General features: G+C 71.6%; 10 protein-coding genes and 1 pseudogene. 4 read left to right on the forward strand and 7 right to left on the reverse strand.

Annotated elements, in window-relative coordinates:
• Positions 1–16 precede the first annotated feature (16 nt).
• The gene (locus tag ACFC0G_RS03000; protein WP_376396265.1) at positions 17–1,852 is read right to left on the reverse strand and encodes a hypothetical protein; all 1,836 of its coding nucleotides are present in this window, start codon (positions 1,850–1,852) and stop codon (positions 17–19) included.
• Positions 1,853–2,274: 422 nt separating this feature from the next.
• Here ACFC0G_RS03000 and ACFC0G_RS03005 point away from each other — a divergent pair.
• A pseudogene (locus tag ACFC0G_RS03005) lies at positions 2,275–2,523 on the forward strand (conjugal transfer protein TraA); the annotation flags it as partial.
• Between the two features lie 690 nt (positions 2,524–3,213).
• Positions 3,214–3,981 carry a transposase gene (locus ACFC0G_RS03010; RefSeq protein WP_376396268.1) on the forward strand — a complete coding sequence of 256 codons (768 nt, stop codon included), beginning with the start codon at positions 3,214–3,216 and terminating at the stop codon, positions 3,979–3,981.
• A gap of 22 nt (positions 3,982–4,003) precedes the next feature.
• Here ACFC0G_RS03010 and ACFC0G_RS03015 read toward each other — a convergent pair whose 3' ends face one another.
• Positions 4,004–4,507, reverse strand: a complete 504-nt coding sequence (locus ACFC0G_RS03015; protein ID WP_376396271.1) for a hypothetical protein — start codon at positions 4,505–4,507, stop codon at positions 4,004–4,006.
• Positions 4,508–4,974: 467 nt separating this feature from the next.
• On the opposite strand from ACFC0G_RS03015, the gene ACFC0G_RS03020 reads away from it, so the two are divergent.
• Both ACFC0G_RS03020 and ACFC0G_RS03025 read left to right on the forward strand, forming a co-directional pair.
• Positions 4,975–5,792 (forward strand): IS5 family transposase gene (locus ACFC0G_RS03020; RefSeq protein WP_376396274.1). Its coding sequence is split into 2 segments (ribosomal slippage): positions 4,975–5,322 and positions 5,325–5,792, totalling 816 coding nucleotides; the frame shifts between segments, so codons are not numbered across the junction.
• Between the two features lie 365 nt (positions 5,793–6,157).
• On the forward strand, positions 6,158–6,490 hold the full coding sequence (locus ACFC0G_RS03025; RefSeq protein WP_376396277.1) for a hypothetical protein: 333 nt from the start codon (positions 6,158–6,160) through the stop codon (positions 6,488–6,490).
• A 196-nt stretch (positions 6,491–6,686) separates the two neighbouring features.
• Here ACFC0G_RS03025 and ACFC0G_RS03030 read toward each other — a convergent pair whose 3' ends face one another.
• The 5 genes from ACFC0G_RS03030 to ACFC0G_RS03050 all read right to left on the reverse strand — a co-directional run bounded on the left by ACFC0G_RS03030 (position 6,687) and on the right by ACFC0G_RS03050 (position 25,487).
• Entirely contained in the window at positions 6,687–6,905 is a 219-nt protein-coding gene (locus ACFC0G_RS03030; RefSeq protein WP_365781151.1) for an MbtH family protein, read from the reverse strand.
• A gap of 91 nt (positions 6,906–6,996) precedes the next feature.
• Positions 6,997–17,097, reverse strand: coding sequence for an amino acid adenylation domain-containing protein (locus ACFC0G_RS03035; RefSeq protein WP_376396281.1), 10,101 nt, complete (start codon positions 17,095–17,097; stop codon positions 6,997–6,999).
• A gap of 110 nt (positions 17,098–17,207) precedes the next feature.
• On the reverse strand, positions 17,208–18,212 hold the full coding sequence (locus ACFC0G_RS03040) for a TauD/TfdA family dioxygenase (RefSeq protein ID WP_376396284.1): 1,005 nt from the start codon (positions 18,210–18,212) through the stop codon (positions 17,208–17,210).
• A 23-nt stretch (positions 18,213–18,235) separates the two neighbouring features.
• Positions 18,236–19,012, reverse strand: coding sequence for an SDR family NAD(P)-dependent oxidoreductase (locus ACFC0G_RS03045; RefSeq protein ID WP_376396287.1), 777 nt, complete (start codon positions 19,010–19,012; stop codon positions 18,236–18,238).
• Positions 19,013–19,097: 85 nt separating this feature from the next.
• On the reverse strand, positions 19,098–25,487 hold the full coding sequence (locus tag ACFC0G_RS03050; RefSeq protein WP_376396290.1) for an amino acid adenylation domain-containing protein: 6,390 nt from the start codon (positions 25,485–25,487) through the stop codon (positions 19,098–19,100).
• Positions 25,488–25,606 lie beyond the last annotated feature (119 nt).

The following is a 25,606-nucleotide window of genomic DNA, read 5'->3' on the forward strand; positions in this document are numbered from 1 at the left end:
CGGGCATGAGGGGGCGTCAGCCATCAAGCAGCGCCACATGGACAAGATACGGGAGGAGGCGGACGGCCTCCGGATCGTGGTCGAGCAACACCGCGACGGGAGTGCGCCCTTGGGCCCGGAGCACCTCGACGAGCCCCGCTCGCGCGGACACCCCGTCCTCCACCGGGAGCGGCCGGGCGGCCGCCTCCCGGTCCGGTGTGACGGAGGGGACGGTCGGGACGGCGGGGCCGGTGGGAGGGGCGCCCTTCTCCCGGGCGATCAGGGCGCGTTCCGCGGCAGCCGCAAGGGCCTCGCTCCATGTGGCGGCGACGGCGACGACGGTGTCGTCCCCGAGCCGGATCGCGCAGGCCGGAACGGAGAGCAGCGCGGACAGGTCGTGGGCGACGGGTTCACCCGCCGCACGCAACGCGTGGAGGGCGGCGGGGCCCCCGTGACCCGGGAGCGCGAGCCGGGGGACGCGTACGCCCGGCTGGGCGAGTCGGTGGGTCACCAGCACCTCGCAGTGCCCGGTCAGCGCGGCCTCCACCGCGGCCGCCCAGGTGAGCCCGGCCGCCGCGCCCGTCGGCAGCCGGTAGGGCGTGCCCGGCGCCGGGGCCGGGTACGCCTCGGCCGCGGGGACCAGGCGCAGCCGGTCGGTGACGAGGTCCAGGCCCCAGACCTCACGACCGCTCCGGGCGTTCGGGGCGGCGGCGAGGGTCCCGTACGTGGCGAGCGCGTCGAGCAGGGCCGCGAGGCGGGCGCTCCGGGCGTCCCGCCCGTGACCCCACACGGTGACACCCGGCGCCTCGGCGGGCAGCGGCCCGAACGGGTCGGGCACCGCGACCGCGCACCCCCACAGGCCGGTCGGCCCCGGCGTAGCCTCCGGGACCGGACCGAGAAGCCCGGTCCGGGCGTCCGCCACGGCGTCGATCAGCTCCAACAGCCGTGCGGGCTCGACGGCCGCACCCCCGATCCGCCCGAGGAACGCGACCCGCGCCCCCGTCTCGGTACCCGCCCGGGTGGCCGATCGACCGGGCCGGGGCAGGGGCACGACGGGGTGCCGGCTGCTGGACGACGTCCGCACGTCGGTACGCACGAGGTACGGCTCTCCGGCGTGCCCGCGACCGCCTGCGCCGCCTCCGTCGCCTCCGACCCGTGCGGCTCCCGCGGCTCCGGCCTCTCCCGCTCCCGCTGCGGCGCCGCTTCCCGCTCCACCCGCTCCCGCGTCTCCGGTCCCTTCCCCGGCGCCCGCCGCCCCCGCGCCGCCGCGGCCCAGCCAGGCGCCCAGGAGCCGGTCGGCGATCCACTCCGCCCGCCCGGCGGCGGGCACGGCGCCGGCGGGGCCGTCCACCGCACCGCCCACCGGCGCGGCGCCCACCGGCCCGTCCAGCCGGCCCTGCGGCGGAAAACCGCGCAGTCGCCGCCAGGCCGAGGCCGCGGCGGTGCGGTCCGCGGGACCGAGCGGACCGGTCCACAGTTCGTCTTCGTGCACCAGCACCTGCCCCAGCCAGGCCCCGACGTCGGCGCACCGGTCGGCCGTGGCCGCCAACTCGGCTGTCGAACGCGCGACGTGAAGCACGGTGTCGGCGGCCGTGAGCCTCTCCCTCTCCGCCCACTCCGCGAGGCCGCCGAGAGCCTCGGCACCGCCCTCGTCCGTCCGGCGGACCCGGACGTCAGGGCACCCGGCCCGCTCCGCGGCCGCCGTGAGCGCCCGGAGCGCGTGGCCCTCGCCGGCGAGCAGCAGCCGCCCGTCCGGAGCCCGTCCGGGCCCGGTCCCCCGGACGGGCGGGCAGACGTAGGCGTCGCCGTCCGCGCTGCCCTGTGGCGCGACCTCGTCACGAGGCCGGTCGTCGTCACTCCATCGCGGACGCATGCGTCGGCTCCTGTCCCCTGGATCACTGACGGTCGGTCGAGGGGCTCCGCGCCCCCGGCCTTGATGAAAGAGGAAGGAGATAGGCAAACGATCAACGCGGGATATAGCGGGCCGGTTTCCACTCCCCTCCAGCGCGTCCAGCCGGTCGCCGTCGTAGCCCGTCGCCTCGCCGAAGCAGGAGCCGGTCATCCAGTCCTCCCTCGCCTTCCGCATCTCCTCGTCCGTGCGGCCGACGAAGTTCCACCACGACACAGAAATCCGTCCCGCCGACACACACCAGGCCGCTGGTGATGGCGTCCCGCCCGGCGGGAAGGACCCCGGATCGCGCTTTTGTGCCGGTCAGCGCCAAGGTTCCAGGGCCGATGATCAGCATGTCCCCAGTTCGCCCGGGGAGCGGGTGGCGCTACCTGTTCCGTGGCGTGATGGTCGGCGACGGCCACCGCCCCGCGGACACGCCGCTGCGCTCCGCCCAGGACGAAGCCCGTGTCCCGCCCGGAGTGTGGAAGAGCCGGGGCCTGGCCGAGCTCGGCCTGACGGACGGGGACGTGGTGACCGAGCGGCAGGCCGAACTCCTCCTGGAGGAGGGCCGGCACCCGGACGCCGACCGGATCGAGCACGGGCTCCTGGCGCAGGGCAAGAGCCCGGAGCAGGGCCGACGGGCGACCGTGCTGGACGGGCGAGGCCCTGGGGAGCCGGACAAGTCCTGAGCAGGCACACATGAGGACCCATCCTGATCCTGAGCGGAATAGTGCCGACCGCTGCCATGACGACCGTGCCCGGTCTGCCCCATGTACGCAGGTTCCACTCACTGTAGTCAGCACGAAGTCAGCACGGGAGGGATGAACACGGGTGCTGGCATGGGACTTCAGTCAGCACCGAACCAGCACGGGAGTCAGCACCGCACCACCAAAACGTGCCCGATCGGTGCAACCCGGACAGCCCCTCTCCAGACCCCTCGAAGGCCTTCGGCAGGGTCGCAGCAGCAGGCCATGGAGGCTGGGCGCACACGGCACACCCGAACTATGGTGTCCCACCACATACGCCGCTGACCTGCGTCTTCCTACGGTGTGGCGACACGAACACGTCCCCGCCCTTGCCTGGAAGTGGTGCACATGGCCGCCGCAACTCCCTCCCCGACCCCGCCCGGTTCCCTGAAGCGCATCGTCGCCGCCAGTCTCATCGGCACGACCATCGAGTGGTACGACAACTCATCAGACTGAAGCTCCGACCTGCGCTTTCCTCGTCGCCATGCCCCCGAAGTCAGCACCAAACCAGCACGGGAAAGTGCTGTGCTGATCGAGGAGACGAAGGCGAGCTAAGGGTTGTCCCGTAAGTGATCTTGCTCTGCGATGATCTCAACCGTGTCAGGCGTGATCACGGCATCCGAGCCGTCATGGATAGCTCCGTTCACCGGTCTGAGTCCCCGCGTCTTCGGCAGGTTGGTGACCGCGCTGCGTCGCGAAGGGGCCGAATCTCAGGGTCGGGGCCGACCGTGGAAGCTGTCGTTGGAGGACCGGGTGCTGCTGGTCGCCGCGTATTGGCGGACGAACTTGACGATGCGGCAGTTGGCCCTGCTGTTCGGAGTGTCGAAGTCGGCGGTGGACCGGGTGGTCGACGACCTCGGCCCGAGGTTTGCGCTGCTCCCTCGTCGGCGGTTCGCCAAGGACGCGGTGCTGATCGTGGACGGCACCTTGGTACCCACCCGGGACCACACCGTGGCCGAGCGGTCAAAGAACTATCGCTATTCCACCAACCATCAGGTGGTCATCGACGCCGACACCCGCCTGGTCGTGGTGGTCGGTCGGCCGTTGCCTGGCAACCGCAACGACTGCAAGGCGTGGGCACTGTCCGGAGCCGAGGAAGCCGTCGGCCGCACCACCGCGATCGCCGACGGAGGCTACCGGGGCACCGGCCTGGTCATCCCGCACCGCCGCGAGCGCGGGCAGCACGAACTGCCAGCCTGGAAGGAAGAGCACAACGCTTCCCACCGCCAGGTCCGTGCCCGTGTCGAGCACGCCTTCGCCCGCATAAAGACCTGGAAGATCCTCCGCGACTGCCGTTTGAAGGGCGACGGCGTCCATTACGCGATGAGTGGCATCGCCCGCCTGCACAACCTCGCACTCAGCTGACAGGCGAGCAGCAGATGAGGACCTACCCTGCCCAGATTTCCGGCCCCTGCTTGACGATGACGAGTCCGTACGTCCGGTCGGAGGGCCAGAGATCCACCTGATACAGAAAGTGGTCACCAGGACCGCCACCAGTGCCGTCCGGTGGTGGTCCGGCCGGGACGTAAGAGACCCGAGCACGGAGCAATCCAGCGGGAACGGCCAGGCTCGGCCCGTCGGCAGGATCGGTCCCGGGACTGGACATGGTGAGCTGACCCGTGGGGGCGTCAAGGTCGGTCTCCACGATGTGTTCGGCCGCCGGGTCCGTCGTGGGCGCGGAAGCGTGAACAGTGATGAGCGACTCGACCATGTCGTCCCGAGCCGTGCCGACGGAGATCGAGTGCGGTTCCACACCGATGCGGTGGACGTAGACTGCTTCGTCCGTCCAGCCGGCGGGTGCCAGGTCCGGGTCCATCGCGTGCTCGGCGATCCACGCGTCATAGGGATCAAGGTCTTGGACGTAGAACTGCCCGTGATCGGCGTCGATCATGAATCTCAGCGAAGCATCAGCCACTAGCGCAGACTATCGAAGCCGATGTGAGCTGCTGAGACAGGTGTAACCCAACTGGTCGGCCCAGGGCAGACCAGACCGGGCGGCCACCGAACCCCGCCTCGATCGCTCAGTCGACCACGTAGTCCAGAGCGGCACCAGACCCGTTTGCGGGACAGCCCTTAGTCGACGCCGCCGTAGGCCCAACCATTGACCCATCAGATGGTCACTCACAGCCACCAAATCGCCCGATGTTGACCGCTAACCGCTGGCCACCGATCTCACCACACCCAACGCGCACTGCATGCCCACAACAGGCGGAACGCGTGGTGCCGCAAGCCGGCCGGCCGAGTGGCCAGGGACTCGCGATGTCAGGTGGACTCGAGCACCGACTCGAACTCCAGCGGCAGGTGCAACTCAGAGGACGTCTCACGTGGAGAGTTGATGGTGCGGCATGATGCTGTCTCGTGAGGGTTGATCTGTCGCGCCGGCTGGTTCCGGATGAACTGTGGGAGCTGACAGCTCCGTTGTTGCCGAAGTTCGCCACCCGTCCGCAGGGCGGGGGTACTGCTCCGGTGGACGAGCGGGCGGTGTTCGCGGCCGTGGTGTACGTACTGACGAGCGGGTGTGCCTGGCGGGATCTGCCGGAGTCCTTCGGTGTCTCCCCGGCCACCGCGCACCGCCGGTTCACTGTGTGGACCGAAGCGGGGTTGTGGCGGCGGCTGCACCGGGCGGTGCTGGACGGGCTGGGTGCCAGGGGCGAGTTGGACTGGACGTCCGCGATCGTCGATGCCGCGTCGGTGCGGGCGAAAAGGGGGGCTCGTTGACCGGTCCGAATCCGGTCGATCGGGGCAAGAAGGGCAGCAAACTGCATGCGCTGTCCGAGGCCCAGGGCCTGCCGCTGGCCGTCGCGGTGTCCGGTGCGAACGTGCACGACAGCCAGGCGTTCAAGCCGCTGATCATGGGCATACCCGCCGTCCGTTCCCGGCGCGGACCACGCCGCAGACGGCCGGTGAAAATCCGCGCGGACAAGGCGTATTACTCCGCCGAACACCTCCGCTGGCTCCGCGGCCGGAATCTCGTCCCACGGATCGCCCGGCCCGGCATCGAGTCCGGCGAGCGACTCGGCCGGCACCGCTGGAAGATCGAGCGGTCGATCTCCTGGCTCTTCGACTACCGCCGCCTCACCGTCCGGTACGAGCGAAAAGGCAGCCACTTCCTCGCCTTCCTCGCCCTCGCCGCAGCCCTCGCCTGCTACAAGAAACTCGCCAAACTCACCACGTGAGACATCCTCTTATTGATCCGGAAGAATTGGGGTTCTGAGTCGTTGCTCCCTGCGTGAGTGAACTGGTGGGGACGCGGCAGTTCTCGCCTTTGGCGCAGGAGGCCCTTGGAAACCTGTTACGACTCACGGGAGTTCCTGGCATCCCCGTGGCCCGGCAGTTCATGGCCACGCCGGTCCGACAGGGCTGCTGGGCCGTTGGCGGTGACCGGCTGATTACCTCGGAGGTCATTGATGCCCTTCCGTGGGCCGCCCTGATGTACGAGAGGAAGACGACAGTGGCTTCGACGCAGTACGACCGGGTTGCCTCATCCGCAAGGGCGACAGGATCCGACGGTTTCGCGAGGCTGGCGCTCAGGCTGGACGCCGTGGTCACCGGTCTCAACGGCATCGCCTACCTGGCGCTCGCCACGGTCCTCGAATCCTTCTTCGGCGTCCCGACGGCGGTCCAATACCCGGTCGGGGTGTTCCTGCTCCTCTACTCGCTCGGAGTGCTGGCCCTCGGGACGCGGAAGGAGATCAACCGCACGGGACTGGCGGCGGTCATCGTGGCGAACCTGTTGTGGGTCGTGCTCAGCCTGGTGGCGGTGGGCTCCGGCCTGCTGTCCCCGACCGGCGTCGGCGCGGTCTGGACCGTGCTGCAGAGCCTGGTGGTCGGTGGCTTCGCCGCCCTCCAGTACGTCGGACTCAAGCGGCTGTGACCTCGTCCGGGCCCGGCCCGGGAGGGCCGCGGCGAGCAGCACGGCGCTCGGCGCCGGGAACACCCGCGAAGCAGCGCCACGTCATCGAGACGTCAGGGGTGCCCGGCAGGCGTTCGAGCAGGCGGACCCGTGCGTGGACGGGTGGACGGTAGGAGGCCCGGCCGCCGGGCGGCCGGGCCTCCTACTGGTTCTCTGCTCAGACCGCTGTGGCGCTCATCGCTGCGACGAGGCTCTTGGGGCGCATGTCCGTCCAGTGCTCGTTGATGTGGCCGAGGCAGACGTCCCTGTCCGCAGGGCCGCGGACGACTGTCCAGCCTGCGGGCACCTCGGCGAATGCGGGCCACAGGGAGAACTGGCCTTCGTCGTTGACCAGTGCCAGGTAGGAGTAGTTCTCGTTCTCGAACGGGTTCGTCATGACGTCCTCAATTCCTTTGGTGTGTGGAGTGGGGTGGGGGGGGTGTGGAGTGTGGGGTGGGGTTCGGCTCTTGGGTGGCGGAGCGGGCGTCTCACTCGTCCCAGGGCGCCTCGAACTCCTCCAGCTCCTCGGCGCTGAGTGAGATCAGCGGAGCGGTTGCCGGTACCGGCGTCGGCGTTCCCGCCGCCGGAATCTCGATCACGGTGGCGATGCGGGCGATGCCAGCCACCGTCTTCGCTTCGAAGACGTCGCGCGGGGCCAGCCCGAGGCCGACCTTGCGTGCCCGTGCCACCAGTTGGATCGAAGCGATGGAGTCCCCGCCCAGCGTGAAGAAGTCGTCGTCGATGCCGGCCCTCGCGATGCCGAGCACGTCGGCGAACAGGTCGCACAGCAGTTCCTCGTGCGGGGTGCGGGGCGCCCTGCTGTCCGGTGCACCGGCGAACTCCGGCTCCGGCAGGGCCCGGTGGTCGAGCTTTCCGGTCACGGTCACCGGCAGCGTGTCCAGGGCGACGAAGGCGGACGGCACCATGTAGGCGGGCAGGCTCGACTCGACCCGTCGGCGCAGTGCGTCGAGGTCCAGCCGGTCCGCCGGGCCCGCTGCCGGGACCACGTACGCGATCAGGCGCTTGGTACCGGGCTGGTCCTCGCGGGCGACCACTGCCGCCCCTGCGACCTCGGGGTGGGACCGCAGGGCCGACTCGACCTCGCCGAGCTCGATCCGGAAGCCGCGGATCTTGACCTGGTCGTCGGCGCGTCCGACGAACTCCAGTTCACCGTCCGCCGTCCAGCGCACGACGTCACCCGTGCGGTACATCCGGGCACCCGGTGCGCCGAACGGGCAGGCCACGAACCGCTCGGCGGTCAGAGCGGATTGGCCGACGTACCCCCGGGCCAGTCCGGCGCCCGCCACGTACAGCTCACCCGCGGTGCCGGGAGCAACCGGCCGCAGCATCGCGTCGAGGACGTACACCTCGGTGTTGACGAGCGGGCGGCCGATCGGCGGCGTTTTTTCCGCGAGCAGCGGCCGGGAGATCGTCGCGCAGATGGTCGACTCGGTCGGACCGTAGGCGTTGTGCATCTGCCGCCCCGGGGCCCATCGGTCCACCATTTCCTGCGGCAGTGCCTCACCGGCGACGACCAGGGAGGAGATCGACGGTACGGACTCCGCGTCGATCGCCGCCAGCACCGAGGGGACGACGACGGCGTGCGTGACGCCCTGGGCGCCGATCAGGTCGACCAGCTGGTCGCCTGGCAGACGTGACTCGCCGGGGGCGAGCACCAGCCGGGCCCCTGTGAGGAGCGACATGCACAGCTCGAACACGATGGCGTCGAAGCCGGGCGAGGAGAACTGGAGCACCACGCTCCGGGGGGTCAGCCCGGTGGCGGCCACCTGGGCCCGTACCAGGCTCGCGATGCCCTGATGGGTGACCTCGACGCCCTTCGGCACGCCGGTCGAGCCGGAGGTGTAGATCACGTACGCCGCGTTCTGCGGACGGGCGGCGGCCGGTCGTTCGGCCGGGCCGAGTCCGGCAGCCGACCGCCTGGCCACGGAGTCGCGGAAGGCCGCGTCGTCGGCGAGGATCCGGTGTCCGGCGAAGGGTTCCCCGGCCCAGACCGACCCTGCCGAGGTGATCAGGCAGAACGGTGCGGCGTCGGCCAGGACGTGCCGTACCCGCTCCGGCGGGTACGCCAGGTCCACCGGCGCGAACACACCGCCGGCCTTGAGCACCGCCAGTACCGCGGTCACCCAGTCCATGCCGCGGGGCAGGGCGACGACCACCCGGGTCTCGGGGCCGACCCCGGCGGCGAGCAGCTCGCGGGCCCACTGGTTGGCGCGGCCGTCGAGCTCGGCGTACGACCACCGGGTGCCCTCGCACACCACGGCCACCGCGCCACCGTCGCGTGCCACGTGCCCCTCGAACAGTTCCGCCATCGTCGCGGCCTCGACCGGGCTGTGGGTGTCGTTCCACTCCTTCACCACCAGCGACCGTTCCCGCTCGGACAGCGCGTCCAGCCGTCCGACGAGCCGCCCGGGGGCCTTCGCCGCCGTCACGAGGAAGCTCTTCAGCCGCTCCAGCAGCTGCCGCCCCTGCGCCGCGCCGTAGAGGTCGGGCCGGTAGTTCACCTCCAGCCGGAGCCGCGCGCCCGGGTAGACCGTCAGGCTCAACGGGTAGTGGATGACCGGGGTGTCCTCCTCGGTGAGGGGGCCGACCTCCAGGCCAGGGGCGCGCAGGGTGTCGGCGTCCCACGGGACGTTCTGGAACGCCGTGGAGGTGTCGAAGAGTTCGCCGAGTCCCAGGTGGCGCTGGATGTCGGTCAGTCCGAGGTGGTGGTACGGGGTGAGGTCGGCCTGCTGCCGCTGGATCTCGGACAGGAGCCCTTCCAGGGGCTGGGCGGGGTCGATGCGGACGCGCACCGGGACGGTGTTGATGAGCAGGCCGACGATGTCGTCCATGCCGGGGATCTCGGGCGGGCGGCCGGAGACGGTGGCGCCGAAGACCACGTCCTGCTGCCCGGTGAGGCCCGCCAGCAGGAGCGCCCAGACGCCCTGCACGACCGTGTTCATGGTCAGTCCGCGGCTACGGGCGACGGCGGTCAGCCGCCGGGTGGTCTCCTCGTCGAGGTGGTCGAGGGTACGCACGGGGAGCACGGTCAGCGACGTCTCGGCCCCGGGGGCGACGAGCGTGGGTTCCTCCAGCCCGTCGAGGGCCTGGCTCCACGCGCCGCGGGCCTTCTCACCGTCCTGGGCCGAGAGCCAGGCCAGGTAGTCCCGGAAGGAGACCGCCGCGGGCAGTGCGCCGTCGTCGCCCCGGGTCTCGTAGAGGTCGAAGACGTCGGCCAGCGCCCGGGTCATCGACCAGCCGTCCCAGATGAGGTGGTGGCTGGTGAGGACCAGCGCGTGCCGCTCGGCGCCGAGACGGACGAGCAGGACCCGCAGCAGTGGCGGTACGGCCGGGTCGAACCGGTCGAGCCGGTCCTCGCGCAGCAGTTGCTCGATATGCGTCCGCTGCTCGGCCTCCGGCAGGTCGCTGAGGTCGAGTTCCCGCCAGGGCACCGTCAGTGCTTCCGGTACGACCTGGACGGCGTCACCGGAGCGGCGCACCAGGAAACCGGCGCGCAGGCTCGCGTGGCGTCGTACCAGTCCCTGGAAGGCCGCCTGGAGCGCGGTGACGTCCAGCGCACCGGTCAGGACCATCGGCGCCTGCATCACATAAGGGTCGGCCTTCTGGTCGTCGTAGTGGGCGTGGAAGAGGAGGCCTTCCTGGAGGGGGGTGAGCGGCCAGATGTCGTGGAGCGGACCCGAGGGCGCGAACGCTGTCTCGATCTCGGCGCGTTCGTCGGTGCTCAGCGTCACCAGCGGCCCGTCCACGGGGGCGAATCCGGTGGTGGGCGCCGCCTTGTCGGAGATCTCCGCCAGGGCTGCGACGGTCCTCGCGGTGAACAGGTCGCGAGGGGTGAGGTGGAGTCCGGTGTTGCGGGCGCGGGCGGCGAACTGGATGGAGGCGATGGAGTCGCCGCCGAGTTCGAAGAAGCTGTCGTCGATGCCGACGCCGCTCACGCCGAGGATTTCGGCGAACAGCTCGCACAGGATCGCTTCGCGCGGGGTGCGCGGGGCGCGGCTGTCGGCTGCTCCGGTGAACTCCGGCTCGGGCAGGGCCCGGCGGTCCAGCTTGCCGATGGGCGTCAGCGGCAGCGCGTCCAGGGCCATCACCGCGGCGGGCACCATGTAGTCGGGAAGGCGCGCGGCGACCGCCTCGCGCAGTGCGTCGGTGTCGAGGCCCTCGGGAGTGCCGGTCGCGGGCACCACGTAGGCGACCAGACGCTTCACCCCTGGCTGGCCCTCACGTGCGAGCACCACCACCTGGCCCACCGGTGCCTGGGCTCCCAGCACCGCTTCGATCTCCCCGAGTTCGATGCGGAAGCCGCGGATCTTGACCTGGTGGTCGGTGCGTCCGACGAACTCCAGCTCACCGTCCGCCGTCCACCGCACCACGTCCCCGGTGCGGTACATCCGGGTGCCGCTCTCACCGAACGGGCAGGCCACGAACCGTTCCGCCGTCAGGCCCGCTCTGCCGAAGTAGCCACGGGCCAGTCCCGCGCCGGCGATGTACAGCTCGCCCGGGACCCCCGGCGGCACCAGGCGCAGCGCCGCGTCGAGGACGTACAGCCGGGTGTTCTCCAGGGGGCGGCCGATGCGGGCCCGGGTACCGCCGATCACGCGGCCGTACGTCGAGTCCACGGCGCATTCGCTCGGTCCGTAGAGGTTGTAGGTGGCCACGCCGCTCGCGCCGAGCTCGCTCCACAGCGACTCGTCGACCGCCTCGCCGCCGAGCGAGATCAGCCGCGGCCGGTATCCGGGGGTGCGCAGCAGGCCGGCGGAGAGCAGTTGCCTGGCATGCAGCGGAGTGAGGTTGAGCGAGTCCACCCCGTGCCGTGCGCAGTAGTCGACCAGGCCCTGCGCGTCCCGGCGCAGTTCGTCCCCGATCAGGTGCAGTTCGTGGCCCGAGACCATCCGCAGCAGGTCGGCCCATGCCGCGTCGAAGCCCAGGGCGGCCACCAGCGCGACCTTGAGCCTGCGGGACCCGGTGCCGGATTCGGCGGGCAGGGAGGCGCTGATCTGGGCGTGGTGCAGGTTGACGAGGTTGCGGTGGGTGATGGCGACCCCCTTGGGGCGGCCCGTCGACCCCGAGGTGTGGATCACGTAGGCGAGGTGCGAGGGCAGCAGCGGCCGGACGCGTTCCGTGTCCCGCGGGTCGTGGGACGGGGAGCCGGTGCCCGGTGTGTCGACGAGCAGAAACGGTGAGCCGTTGTCCGCGGGAACCTTGTGGGCGGCGTCGGTCACGGTCAGCACCGCGGCCGGGCGCACCTCGGCGAGGAGCGAGGCGATGCGATCGGCCGGCCAGGACAGCTCGACCGGCAGGTGGACGCAGCCGGCCTTCATCGTTCCCAGCACCGCGACGACCGCGTCGACGGAACGGGGCACCATGACCGCCACCGGCTCGTCCGGTCCTGCGGCCAGGGCGATCAGCCGGTGGGCGAGTCGGTTGGCACGACGGTTGAGTTCGCGGTACGTCACCTGCTCGTCGCCGAACACCACGGCGACGTCGTCGGGGGTCGCGGCGGCCTGGGCCTCGAACAGCTCCGGCACGGTCAGTTCCGGCACGGGAACCTGCGTACCGCTGCCCGCTTCGAGCAGCGGGAGGCGCTCCTGCGGGGTGAGGGTGTCGACCCTTCCGACGAGGCGTGCGGGGTCGTTCGCGAAGACGGTGAGGAGTCCCTCGACCCGCTCCGCGACCCGCTCGGCCTCCGGGGCGGTGAACACGTCGGGCCGGTAGCTGACTTCGATGCGCAGCTCGTTCCCGGGGAAGACGTCGATGCTGAGCGGGAAGTGCGTGAACCCCTGGGTCTCGTCGTCGAACGGGCTGACCTCCAGGCCCGCGGTGCACAGCACGTCGTCGTCCCACGGGATGTTCTGGAACACGGTCGAGGTGTCGAAGAGTTCGCCGAGTCCCAGGTGGCGCTGGATGTCGGTCAGTCCGAGGTGGTGGTACGGGGTGAGGTCGGCCTGCTGCCGCTGGATCCCGGACAGGAGCCCTTCCAGGGGCTGGGCGGGATCGATGCGGACGCGAACGGGGACCGTGTTGATGAGCAGGCCGACGATGTCGTCCATGCCGGGGATCTCGGGCGGGCGGCCGGAGACGGTCGAGCCGAAGACCACGTCCTGCTGCCCGGTGAGCCCCGCCAGCAGGAGCGCCCAGACGCCCTGCACGACCGTGTTCATCGTCAGTCCGCGACTGCGGGCGACGGCGGTCAGCCGCCGGGTGGTCTCCTCGTCGAGGTGACCGAGGCAACGGGTGGGCAGGGCCGCCGCGGTGCTGTCGGCACCGGGGGCGGCCAGGGTGGGTTCCGCCAGGCCCTCCAGGGCCGAGGCCCACGCGGTGAGTGCTTCGTCCTGGTCCTGGACCGACAGCCAGGCCAGGTAGTCCCGGAACGGCACCACGTCGGGCAGCTCCGCGCACCCGTCCTGGGCCTCGTACAGGCCGAAGACGTCACCCATCGCACGCGACATCGACCAGCCGTCCCAGAGGATGTGATGCCCCGTCAGCACGAGGACGTGGCGCTCGGGTGCGAGCCGGACGAGCAGGGCGCGCAGCAACGGCGGGGCGGTCAGGTCGAACCGGACGTGGCGGTCCTTCCGGAGGAGGTCGCGCAGGCGTGCCTCGCGCTCCGGTTCCGGGACGACGGTCAGGTCGATCTCCCGCCAGGGGATCGTCGCCCCCGCGGGGATCACCTGCACGGGCCGGCCGGCCCGGCGCACCAGGAAACCGGCACGCAGATTCGCGTGGCGCTCCACCAGCCCCTGGAGCGCACCGCGCAGCGCACTCGGGTTCACCCTTCCCGACAGGACCAACGGCATCTGGGTGAGGTAGGCGTCCGGCGGCCCGGCGGAATCCCGGTCCGTCCCGACGCCGTGTCCTGCGCCCTGCCCGTCGTACAGGGCGTGGAAGAGAAGGCCTTCCTGGAGGGGGGTGAGCGGCCAGATGTCCTGGACCGGGCCCGCCGCCGCGAACGCGGCCTCGATCTCGGTGCGCTCCTCGTCCTCTAGGGCCACCAGGGGGCCCTGGACCGGTACGAAGGCGGGGGCGTGCGTCGTGAGGGTGGCAGCGGTCTCGGCGAGCGCGGCCACGGTCAGGCGGGCGAAGACGTCGCGTGGTGTGAGGTTCAGTCCGGCGCTGTGGGCGCGGGCGGCGAGCTGGATGGAGGTGATGGAGTCACCGCCCAGCTCGAAGAAGCTGTCGTCGATGCCGACCGTCGCCACGCCGAGGACCTCGCAGAACAGCTCGCACAGCAGCACCTCGCGCGGGGTGCGCGGGGTGCGGCTGTCGGCGGCTGCGGTGAACTCGGGTTCCGGCAGGGCCCGGCGGTCCAGCTTGCCCGTCGCGGCGACCGGGAAGCTCTCCAGCACGACGAAGACCGCGGGCACCATGTAGTCGGGGAGGCGCGCGGCGACCGCCTCGCGGAGGGCGTCGGTGTCCAGTGCGGCGGGAGTGCCGGTCGCGGGTACCACGTAGGCGACCAGACGCTTGGTGCCCCGTTCGTCCTCACGGGCCATCACCACCACCTGCCCGACCTCGGGCACAGTGCTGAGCACGGCCTCGACCTCACCCGGTTCGATGCGGAAGCCGCGGATCTTGACCTGGTGGTCTGTGCGTCCGACGAACTCCAGCTGGCCGTCCGCCGTCCAGCGGACCACGTCCCCGGTGCGGTACATCCGGGTGCCGCTCTCGCCGAACGGGCAGGCCACGAAGCGTTCCGCGGTCAGGTCCGGACGGTTCAGATAGCCCCTGGCCAGCCCCGCACCTGCGATGTACAGCTCGCCCGAGACGCCCGGGGCCACCGGCCGCAGGGCGGGGTCGAGGACGTAGGTCCGCATTCCGTCCAGCGGGCGCCCGATGGGCATCGACGCGGGCAGGCCGTCCGAGGGGGCCAGGGCGAAGGCGGTGGCGAAGGCGGTCGTCTCCGTCGGCCCGTACACGTCCACGACCACGAGGCCGGGGCAGGCCTCGCGCACCCGTCGCACCGCTTCCGCGCGCACGGCCTCGCCGCCGGTCCACAGTTCGCGCAGTCCGGCCAGGCAGCCGGGGTCGTCCTGGGCGAACGAGTGGAACAGCGCCGTCGTCAGGAACATCCCGGTGACGCGGTGCCGCTCGGTCAGTTCCCGTACGAGCAGGGCGGTCAGGGGTTCGGCGGGCGCGAGCACGACCCGGCCGCCGGAGAGCAGGGGCACCCACAGCTCGTAGGTGGAGCCGTCGAAGGTGAGTGCCGAGTGGGCCAGTACGACCTCGTGCCCCTCGGAGAACCGGCTGTCCCGTGCCAGCGCCACCACGTCGGCATGGGTCGCCTCGACGCCCTTGGGCACACCGGTCGACCCCGACGTGAACATCACGTACGCGGCACTGCTGGGGAACAGTCCGCCCGCGCGCTCCGCCTCGGTGAGGTCGGCCGGGGAGCGGCCGGCGACGGCGGTCCTGGTCGCCTCCTCGTCGAGGAGCACGTGGGTTCCCGCGAAGGGCTCCCGGGACCACGGGGAGTCACCCGAGGTGACCAGCAGTGCGGGGGCGGCGTCCGTGAGGACGGCCCGGGACCGCTCGTTCGGGGAGGCGGGGCCCACCGGTACGAACGAGCCGCCCGCTTTGAGCACCGCCAGCACGGCGGTCATCCAGTCCATGCCGCGGGGAACCGCCACGGCGACGCGCGCTTCGGGGCCCATGCCCGCGGCGATGAGTTCGCGGGCCAGCCGGTTCGCCCGGTCGTTCAGCTGCCGGTAGGACCACTGGTCGTCACCGTGGGCCAGGGCGATCGTGTCGGGGTCGCGGGCGACCTGTGCCTCGAACGCGGCGACGATCGTCGAGGTGGCGCCCTCGCGCACGGCTCCGGCGCCGCTCCACTCCTTCAGTACCAGCGACCGCTCCTGTCCGGAGAGCAGGTCGATCCGGCCGACGGGGAGGCCGGGGTCGGCGGCGAGGAAGGTGAGCAGCCTGCACAGCCGCTCCACCAGGGCTTCGGCGAACGCGGTGTCGAACAGGTCGCCGCGGTAACTGACCTCGAAGTTCAGGCCCTTGCCGGGGAACACCGCGAGGCTCAGCGGGTAGTGGGCGAATCCCGGCGAGTGGCTCTCCTCGGACGACAGCAGGTCCATGTCCTGGCCGCGGAGGAATCCGGCGTCCCAGGAGTCGTCGTGGGCCGTTTCCCTGGAGAAGTTCTCGAACGCGGTGGAGGTGTCGAAGAGTTCGCCGATTCCCTGGTGGCGCTGGATGCTCTGGAGGCCGAGGTAGTGGTACGCCGTGAGCGCCGACTGCTGCTCCTGGATGCGGGCCAGCAGCGCGTCCACCGGCTCCTGCGGGTCCAGACGGACCCGGACGGGGACGGTGTTGATGAGCAGGCCCACGATCTCCTCGACGCCAGGTACCTGCGGCGGGCGGCCCGAGACGGTGGAACCGAAGACCACGTCCTGCTGTCCGGTCAGACCGGACAGCAGGAGCGCCCAGGCGCCCTGCACCACCGTGTTCATGGTCAGCCCGCGGGTCCGTGCGACCGATTCCAGCCGGGCGAAGGCTGCCTCGTCCAGGCGGCCGACGGTCCTGGCGGGCAGCGAGGGCAGCGAACCGTCGACGCCGGGGGCGACCAGGGTGGGCTCTTCGAGTCCCTCCAGGGCCGCGGCCCACGCGGTGAGCGCCTCGTCCTGGTCCTGGACCGACAGCCAGGCCAGGTAGTCGCGGAACGGCACGACCTCCGGAAGTCCGGCGCTCCCCTCCCCCAGCCCGCGGCCGAAGACCTCGCCCAGCGCCCGCGACATCGACCAGCCGTCCCAAAGGATGTGATGGCTCGTCAGTACCAGGACGTGCCGCTCCGCCGACAGGCGGACCAGCGTCGCGCGCATCAACGGCGGTGCCACCGGGTCGAACCTGTCCAGCCGGTCCTGTGCCAGCAGTCGGCCGAGCCGTGCCGGGTGCTCCGCTTCGTCGACGCCGCTGAGGTCGACCTCGCACCACGGGAGCTCGACCCCGGCCGGCACCACCTGCACCGGCGTACCGGTACGACGTACCAGGAAGCCCGCGCGCAGGCTCGCATGCCGGTCCAGCAACTCCGCGAACGCCGCCCGCAGCCGCCCGGTGTCCACCTCTCCCGACAGCACCAGCGGTGCCTGGACCAGATAGGGGTCGGCCTTGTCCTGGTCGTACAGGGCGTGGAAGAGCAGGCCCTCCTGGAGCGGGGTGAGCGGCCACACCTCCTGCACCGGGCCCGACGAGGCGAACGCGGCCTCCACGTCCGCCCGCTCGTCGGCGTCGAGCGGCACCAGCGGCCCCTGGGCAGGTACGAAGTCCGACCCCGCCACGACCTCCGTGGCGGCCTCGGCCAGCGCCGCGACCGTCTCGCCCTCGAAGATGTCGCGGTACTCCAGGGCGAGGCCCGCCGCGCGGGCCCGGGTGACCAGTTCGATCGAGGCGATGGAGTCGCCGCCCAGTTCGAAGAAGCTGTCGTCGATGCCGACGTCCGTCGCCCCGAGGATCTCTTCGAACAGGGTGCTCAGCAGATCCTGGCGCTGCGTTCGGTGTGTTCGCGGCGTGCGGGAGTCCGCCGTGCTGATGGCCTCCGGCGCCTGCGCGGTCTGCACGGCGGGCTGGTTCATGTCTCTTCTTTTCCTTTGCTGATCGGCGAATGCGCGGGGCGGCGTGTGCCGGTGTGGCGGGCGAACGCCGGTGTGGTGTGCGTCCGGGAGGGCTACAGGGGCTACGGGGGCTACAGCAGGACCCGGCTCAGGGGCCGGACGCCGTCGGTGGACAGGTCGCGGCTGACGACGATCTTGCGGAGCCAGCGGTCGGTGCCGTCGTAGCGCGCCTGGAAGGACTCGCGGGCGTGCACGACACTGCGGTTGTCGAGGATCAGGAGCGTTCCGCGGGCCGCGACCAGTGGCCGTCGCACCCGTTCCAGCTCGTCGAGCAGGGCGCGCAGCGCCCGTTCGGCCGCCGGGTCGTCATCGACGCAGCGCATGAACGGCACGTCCAGCCGGACGTGGGGGTTGCGCGGATCGTCGAAGAGAACGGAGACCGGCTCCGGGCGGTCGCGCATCTCGACGGCACGCCGGAGCGCGGGATCGCCGGGCGCCCTCAGCGCCAGCTGCCGTATGTGCTCGTCGTCGGGAAGGATGTGGAAGCGCTTCTCGGACAGCAGGGCACGGTCCTCGTCACGGAGGACGACGTCCTGCACGGCCGCCACGTACGTCGGGACGACGTCGGGGTTGCGCACGCCGAAGAGCAGCAGGTAGTCGCAGGAGTCGGGGCGGAACGCGTCGTCGGTGTGGAAGTTCAGATACGCGTCGCTGCCGTGCCCGCTCTCGCGCCGCTCGTCGCCCCTGATCGGGAAGACGTCCTGCACCATGCGTCCGTACTGGAGCGTCGCCCAGGCGAACGGGTCGCCCAGCGCCGAGCCGCACATGGCCAGGTAGATGTCCGACTCGACGGTGGACCCGTAACCCTCGGGCCGCTCCCAGTGTTCCGGGGTCGGCCCCGCGGCGGCGTCGTCGACGGGGAATCCGTGAACCTGGCAGACGGCCGATGCCGGGTCGTCACGGAATTTCTCCAGGAATCTCCGCAGGCCGACCGGAAGGATTTCCTGAAAGTTCTGGTACTTTTCGTAGAACTCCGGTTCGACCGGCGAGAGGCCGCCTTCTCTCAATTCGCTCACGGATTTCATGAGGCCATCGACCTCGTCGCCGCTCAGTGTGTAGTCAATTGAATTTCTCATGACGTCTCCCTTCGGATGGTGCGTTACCGGGAACGGATTTCGATTCGGTCCGTCTCGGCCGTCGCGCAATGCGCCGTACCGAAGTCGGAAGTCGTGGAACCGGTGATCTCCCCGCCGTCGATGACGAGTTCCTGGCCGGTCATGAAGCCGGCCTCGGGTGAAGCGAGGTAGTGGAAGGCCGCCGCGATCTCCGCAGGATCTGCGTGCCGGCCCGCGGGAATCCGGGCGTTCACCTCCGCCAGCATCCGCGGTGTGTACTCCGCCAGCTGCATGGGCGTCAGCACCGCGCCGGGCGAGACGCAGGCCACCCGGACCACGGGGCTCAGCTCCATCGCGAAGGTCCTGCACAGTGCCGCCACACCGGCTTTGGTGGCGTTGTAGTCCGCGTAGTGGGGGAACCCTCTATGGCCGTTCACCGAGGCGGTGGCCAGCAGGATTCCCTCACCCCTGGCCACCATCCGGCGCGCTGCCGCCCGCCAGGTGCCCAGCACGCCGAGCAGGTTGACGTCGACGACCCGGCGTGCCTGCTCCTCGGTGATGTCCAGTACGCCGTGCCGGATGCTGATGCCCGCGTTCGCGATCACCACGTCGAGGCGGCCGTGCTCGTCGTGAATGCGGCCGAGCGTGCTGTCGACGGCGTCCCAGCCGGCGACGTCCGTCTCGCACCACGTCACGCCCTCGTGCCGGGCCAGGGGCCGCTGCGTGTCCAGGTTGTAGACCCGGTCGCCGCCCTCGGCGAAACGTGCCGCCGTCGCAAGCCCTATTCCACTTGAGGCACCGGTTATCGCGATGATCCGCACGGTCGAGCTCCTTGCTGCTGAGGTTCGTTGCTTTTTTATGGTGGCAAAGTGCGGATTCCCGGAACAGGCAGCGGCCCGGCAATTCTCATGAGGTGTGGCGCACTCCGGAAATACCGGTTCCCTGCCGTGCCAGTACTGCCGCCATTCCGGCAGGTGTGCGGCCGCGGAATACGACAGAGACATCGACAGGAGCGCCGAACACCTCGCGCATACGTCCGGCCAGTCGCAATGCCCGCAAGGAATCGCCGCCGAGCGCAAAGAAGTCGGCGTCCGCGGAGAGCTCCTGCCTGCCCAGTACCGCCCCGGCCAGGGCGCACAGTTCCGCCACCGCGCGGGGTGCCCCCCGCGTGACGGGGGCGGGCGCGGCGGGGCCCGTGGTCACGGGAGCGACGGGCTCAGACGCGGGCCGCAGCAGGCCGTCAACCCGCACGGACGGGTCGGCGGCGAATTCCGTCAGCAGCGTCCGCAGGCGCCCGAGGGCCTCCTCGGCCTGTGCGGCGGTGACGAGTTCGGGACGGTGGCTGACCTCCAGGTACAGCCGGTCACCGGGAACGGCCATGAGCTTGAGCGGGTAGTGGTACGCGTCGCGGCCCGAGAATCCGGCGATCCGCAGGCCCGTACCCGGCAGCTCGGGATGATCGGCGGTACGCGGGAAGTTCTCGAACACCATGGAGGTGTCGTACAGCGGCCCCAGCCCGGCCACGCGTTGTACCGCCGCCGGGCCCAGGTGCGCGTGCGGGGCCAGCGCGACCTGCTCCGTCTGCACCCGGTCAAGGAGAGCCGCCAGTGTCTCGGCGGGGTCCAGCCGGACCCGTACGGGCACCGTGCTGATCAGCAGCCCGACCATTTCCTCGACGCCGGGCAGCTCCGGCGGGCGCACCGACACCGTCGCCCCGTACACCACGTCCCGTTGGCCGGTGAGGTGGTGGAGCACCAGCGCCCACGCCCCCTGCACCACGGTGTTGAGCGTCAGCCCGCAGGAGCGTGCCCGGGCAGCCACTTCGGCCGTGAGGTCCTCGGGGAGTTCGACGCCGGAGCTCAGCGGTAGCGACGGCAGGGAACCGGTGTCCGCGGCCACCGCGAGCAGGGTGGGGCCACTCAGGCCGTCCAGCGCCGCCCGCCAGGCGCACTCCGCGGCGGCCGTGTCCTGTGCGACCAGCCACTCGTAGTAGCGGCGTACCGGAACCGGGGGTGTCCGGCCGACGTCCTGGGCGTCCGGCGACCAGAGCGCGAAGAGGTCCCGCAGCATCAGGGAGACCGACCAGCCGTCGGCGAGCAGGTGGTGGCTGGTGAAGACCAGCGCGTGGCGCTCCTCGCCCAGCCGCAGCAGGGTGAAGCGAAGCAACGGGGCACGGGACGGGTCGAACCTGCGGATCCGGTCCTCGGTGAGGAACGCGTCCAGCCGTTCTCGTGCACGGCCGTCCTCGGTCGGCCCGTCGCCCTGCGGTCCGTCGCCCCTCCGTCCGTCGCCCCTCCGTCCGTCGTCCGCCGGTCCGTTGCCCGTCCGTCCGTCGCCCCGCAGGTCGTCCTCGTGCCACGGCACCGGCACGCTGCCGGGGATCAGCTGCACCGGGGTGCCGGAAGCCGTCTGGGTGAAGGCCGCGCGCAGCGCGGGGTGCCGGTCGGTCAAGGCCTGGCACACGGCACGCAGTCCCTCCGCGTCGAGTGCGCCCTCCAGCTCGACGACCAGCTGTACGTGGTACACGTCCGGTGCCTGCCTGTCGTAGCAGGCGTGAAAGAGCAGCCCCTCCTGTACGGGGGTCAGCGGCAGGACGTCCTGAAGTCCGCGGTCCGCCCACGCCGACTCCAGAAGTTCCAGCTCCCGCTGTCCCACCACGGCCGGCAGCACGTCCGTGGGGGTGAGCCCGCCGGAACCCTGCCGGGAGGTGTGCGCGACCAGCGCACGGAGCGCGGCCAGCCAGGCCTCCCCCAGCCGTCGCACATCGTCCTCGGCCAGCAGCGCGCCGGGCCAGGTGAACGAGGCGACCAGCTGCGGGCCGGTCGGCAGGTCCTCGGTCACCGCGTTGATGTCGAGCACGTGCGGCAGGGACAGCCCGGCGTCCGCCGCCGGACCCGTGGCGTCCGACTCGGCCGCGGGCTGCCAGTGTCCGCCGTCGGAACCCGCGAAACGGCCCAGGTAGTTGAAGCCCAGCTGCGGGACGGGCAGCGCGCCGAGCACGGCGGCCGTCTGCGGATTGAGGTGGCGCAGCATTCCGTAGCCGATGCCATGGTCGGGAATCGCGCGCAGCTGCTCCTTGACCCGCTTGAGGGCCGTGCCCAGCAGGGGTCCTACCCCGTCCGCCTCCTCCCAGTCCCGCACGCCGGGATCGAGGCGTACGGGATAGAGACTGGTGAACCAGCCCACGGTGCGCGACAGGTCGAGCTCCGCCGCGATCTCCTCGCGGCCGTGCCCCTCCAGGTTCACCAGCACCCCGGTGCCCTCGCCCAGGCCGCGCTCCCGCCGCCACGATGCGACCGCCAGTGCGAGCGCCGTCAGCAGGACGTCGTCGATTCCCGCGCGGTAGGCGGCAGGCACCGTGGTGAGCAGGGGCTCGGTGTGTTCGGCGGTCAGTCGCAGGGTCAGCGACCGGGCGGTGCCGTGCACGTCACGTGTGTGGTCCAACGGGCTCGCCGCCAGCGCGGGATCGTCTCCGGCACGCAACATGCCCTGCCACAGCGGGAGTTCGGCGGTCCTGGCCGGATCGGCGGCCGCTTCGGACAGCCGGTGCGCCCAGGTGCGCAGCGAGGTCGGGACGGGGGCGAGGTCGGGTGTTCCGCCGCCCTCGACCGCCTCCCACGCCGCCCGCAGATCAGGCAGCAGGATCCGCCAGGAAACGCCGTCCACGACGAGGTGGTGGGCCACCACGAGCAGCCGTCCCGCGTCCCGGGGACCGGCGTCGAACCAGACGAAGCGCACCATCCGCCGCTCGTCAGGGGCGAGTTCGGCGACCGCGCGGGCCGACTCCGTGGTGATACGGGCCCGCAGAGCGGCGGCGTCCAGCCCCTCGACTCCGACGCGGCGCACGCAGTCCTCGGCCCGTACGGCCGCGGCCGGTGCGATGTCCAGCTCCCACGTGGGGCCCGCGTCCCGCGCCGTGCGCCGCATCCGCAGGGCGTCGTGTCTGTCCAGCACCGCCTGTACGGAGGCGGTGAGCAGGTCCGTGCGGGCGAGCGGGGGCACCTGGAGCAGGGTCGCCTGGTGGAAGCCGTCGCTCGGCCCCTTGCGCTCGCTCAGCCAGTGCGTGATCGGGGTCGCGGGCATCTCTCCGACGCCGGCCCCGGGCGCCTCCTGCAGGGCGTCCCGCACGGGGCGCGCCACCAGGGCGAGCGCGGCGACGGTGCGGTGGGTGAACACGTCCTTGGGGGTGAGCGCCAGTCCGGCCCGGCGGGCCCGCGCGACGAGCTGGATCGAGACGATCGAGTCGCCGCCCAGGTCGAAGAAGCTGTCCTCCGCTCCCACCTCCGGCACGGCGAGCACCGCCGCGAACAGCTCCGCGAGCTGCTTCTCGACGGCGCCGTGCGCCGCTCTGCCGCCGACGGCGCGAACGAGCGCGGGAGCCGGCAGCGCCTTGCGGTCGAGCTTGCCGTTGGGCGTCAGGGGCAGCTCGGCCACCTGTACGAGCGCCGCGGGCACCATGTAGTCGGGCAGCGCGGCCGCCGCCAGGTCCAGCAGCTCCTGCGGGTCAGCCGAAGGTCCGGCCGGCACGGTGTAGGCGACCAGGCGCTGCACGCCCGGCTGGTCCTCCCGCACCACGACCGCGACCTGGGCGACGGCTTCGTGCCGGGCCAGTACCGCCTCGATCTCGCCGAGCTCCACGCGCAGGCCGCGGATCTTCACCTGGTCGTCCGACCGCCCGAGGTATTCGAGGTCACCGTCGGGGGTGCGGCGCACCACGTCCCCCGTGCGGTACATCCGCTTTCCCTCGGGGGCGAACGGGTTGGCGACGAACCGTTCGGCTGTCAGCCCCGGCCGGTCCACGTATCCCGAGGCGAGCTGCCGCCCTGCCAGGTACAGCTCGCCGGGTACGCCCGGGGCGACCGGACGCAGGGCCGGATCCAGCACGTACACCTGGGTGTTCCACACCGGCCTGCCGATCGGGACGGACGTACTGGCCGTGTGCTCCTCGTCGGGGCGGCAGTCCCAGTGGGTGACGTCGACGGCCGCCTCCGTGGGTCCGTAGAGGTTGTGCAGGCTCGCGCCGAGGCGCTCGAAGAAACGGTTCTGGGTTTCCGAGGACAGCGCCTCCCCGCTGGAGAAGACCTGCCGCAGGCTGGTGCAGCCGTCGGCGGTCGGCTCCTGGAGGAAGACCTGGAGCATCGAAGGGACGAAGTGGGCGACGGTCACCGACTCGCGCCGGATCAGGGCGGCCAGATAGGCGGCGTCCTTGTGTCCGCCCGGTGCGGCGACCACCAGCGCCGCACCGGTCTGCAGCGGCCAGAAGAACTCCCACACCGATACGTCGAACCCCGACGGGGTCTTCTGCAGTACCCGGTCGCCCGGCTCCAGCGGGTAGCGGTCCTGCATCCACAGAAGCCGGTTGACGATCGCGGAGTGCGGCACCACGACGCCCTTGGGGCGCCCCGTGGAGCCGGAGGTGAAGATCACGTAGGCCGGGTCGGCGCCGACCGGCCGCCGGGCCGGGGCGGCCGGGGCGGCCGGGGCGGCCGACGGCAGCGGCTGGTCGAGGAGGAGCCGGGGCACCGGGCACGGCGGCAGGAGCGCCGCGACCGCGGCGGTGGTCAACAGCAGCCGGGGGGCCGAGTCCTCAAGGATCCAGCCGATCCGCTGCGCCGGGTAGTCGGGGTCCACAGGGACGTAGGCGGCCCCGGCGGCCAGTACCGCGTGCAGCGCCACCACCAGTTCCACCGAGCGGGGCACCGCCACCGCCACGAAGTCCCCGGCGCCCACTCCGCGCGCCCGCAGCACATCCGCGAGCTCCGCCACCCGGCGGGCGAAGGCCCCGTAGGACAGCGAGCGGTCCTCGAACACCAGGGCCGTGGCCTCGGGCGTGCGGGCGGTCTGTGCCGCGAACAGGGCGGGCAGAGTCGTGTCCGGCACCGGCTGCCGGGTGTCGTTCCCATGGTGCACGGCCCGCGCCCGCTCCTCCTGCGTGAACAGCTCGATGCGGCCGACCAAGGTGCGGGGGGCATCCAGATACGTGCTGAGCAGCATGCGCAGCCGGGTCATGAGCCGGTCGGCGGCAGGTCCTTCGAAGAGGTCGCCGTCGTAGCTGAGTGCCAGTCGCAGGGTCCGGCCCGGCTGGGCGGACAGGTTGAGCGGATAGTGGGTCCAGCCCTCGGGCTGCTCCTGGGCCGCGTCCTCCGCAAGAGTGACCCGCAGGTCGCGGTAGGTCGGTACGGCATCCCAGTCCAGCGGTGCGCTGGCGAACGCGACGGCGGTGTCGTACAGGTCGCCCAGACCAGCGCCGCGCTGTATCTCGGCCAGACCCAGGTGGTGGAACGGCTCCAGATCGGCCTGCTCGCGCTGTACGCGGGCGAGGAGCGCCGCCAGCGGCTCGGCCGGGTCGAGTCTTACCCGTACGGGAGCGGCATTGATGAACAGGCCGACCATGCCCTCGACGCCGTCCAGCTCGGCGGGCCGTCCCGACACCGTTTGGCCGAACACCACGTCCTGGCGTCCCGTCAGACCGCTGAGCGTCAGCGCCCAGATGCCCTGGAGCACGGTGTTGAGGGTCAGCCCTGCGGCGCGTACGGCTTCCGTCAGGTCGGCGGTCAGCTCCGGGGAGAGCTCGGTGGAGGCCAGCCTCGGCAGCTTCGCCGGTCCCCGTGCGGGGCGGCCGGCGGCGATGAGGGTCCCTTCCTCCAGCCCGTCCAGGGCGGCGGCCCAGGCGTCCTGCGCGGCCTGCCGGTCCTGGGCGGCCAGCCAGGCCAGGTACCCCTCGAAGGGCACGACGCGGACGAGACCGGCCGGGTCGGCGTCCTGGGCGTACAGCGTGAACAGGTCGTCCAGCACGATCTGGAAGGACCATGCATCGAGGAGGATGTGGTGGTACGTCATCACCAGGACGTGACGCCGGTCGGCCAGGCGCACCAGTGTCAGCCGGATCAGTGGCGGACGTGCCATGTCGAAGCCCTCGGCCCGGTCCGCGGCCCGGTAGCGGTTCAGCCGCCGTTGCTGCTCGTCCGGCAGCAGGCCGCGGAGGTCCAGCTCGGACCATGGGACGCGGACGTCGCGGCGGACGAGCTGGACCGGCAGGCCGGACTTGCGGAGCTGGAAGCCGGCGCGCAGTGCCGCGTGCCTGCCGAGCACCTCGTCCGCTGCCGCCCGCAGCGCGTCCGCCGACAGCGGCCCGTCCAGCGCGAGCGCGACCTGGATCGCGTAGACGTCGATCGCCTCGTCGTCGTACAGCGCGTGGAAGAGCATTCCCTCCTGGAGCGGAGTCAGCGGCAGTGCCGCCTCCAGGGACGACCGCGCGGGAGGCGGGCTCTCCTGCGTCCTTGTGCTGGTGGGCATCGCGGCTCCTTCGTCCGGCTCACGGGCTTACCCCCGGATCTTGCCGACCGGCCGCCCGTCGACTCCAGGCAGCGGACGGGCAGTCGAGCGGTGAAGCGCGGCGGCCCGCCCCTGCCGGT

Source organism: Streptomyces sp. NPDC056169 (assembly GCF_042268445.1).
Taxonomy (GTDB): domain Bacteria; phylum Actinomycetota; class Actinomycetes; order Streptomycetales; family Streptomycetaceae; genus Streptomyces.

Coding starts and splice junctions, on each gene's coding strand:
- ACFC0G_RS03000 (WP_376396265.1), bottom strand. CDS start 1,852: ATGCGTCCGCGATGGAGTGACGACGACCGGCCTCGTGACGAGGTCGCG.
- ACFC0G_RS03015 (WP_376396271.1), bottom strand. CDS start 4,507: ATGATCGACGCCGATCACGGGCAGTTCTACGTCCAAGACCTTGATCCC.
- ACFC0G_RS03030 (WP_365781151.1), bottom strand. CDS start 6,905: ATGACGAACCCGTTCGAGAACGAGAACTACTCCTACCTGGCACTGGTC.
- ACFC0G_RS03035 (WP_376396281.1), bottom strand. CDS start 17,097: ATGAACCAGCCCGCCGTGCAGACCGCGCAGGCGCCGGAGGCCATCAGC.
- ACFC0G_RS03040 (WP_376396284.1), bottom strand. CDS start 18,212: ATGAGAAATTCAATTGACTACACACTGAGCGGCGACGAGGTCGATGGC.
- ACFC0G_RS03050 (WP_376396290.1), bottom strand. CDS start 25,487: ATGCCCACCAGCACAAGGACGCAGGAGAGCCCGCCTCCCGCGCGGTCG.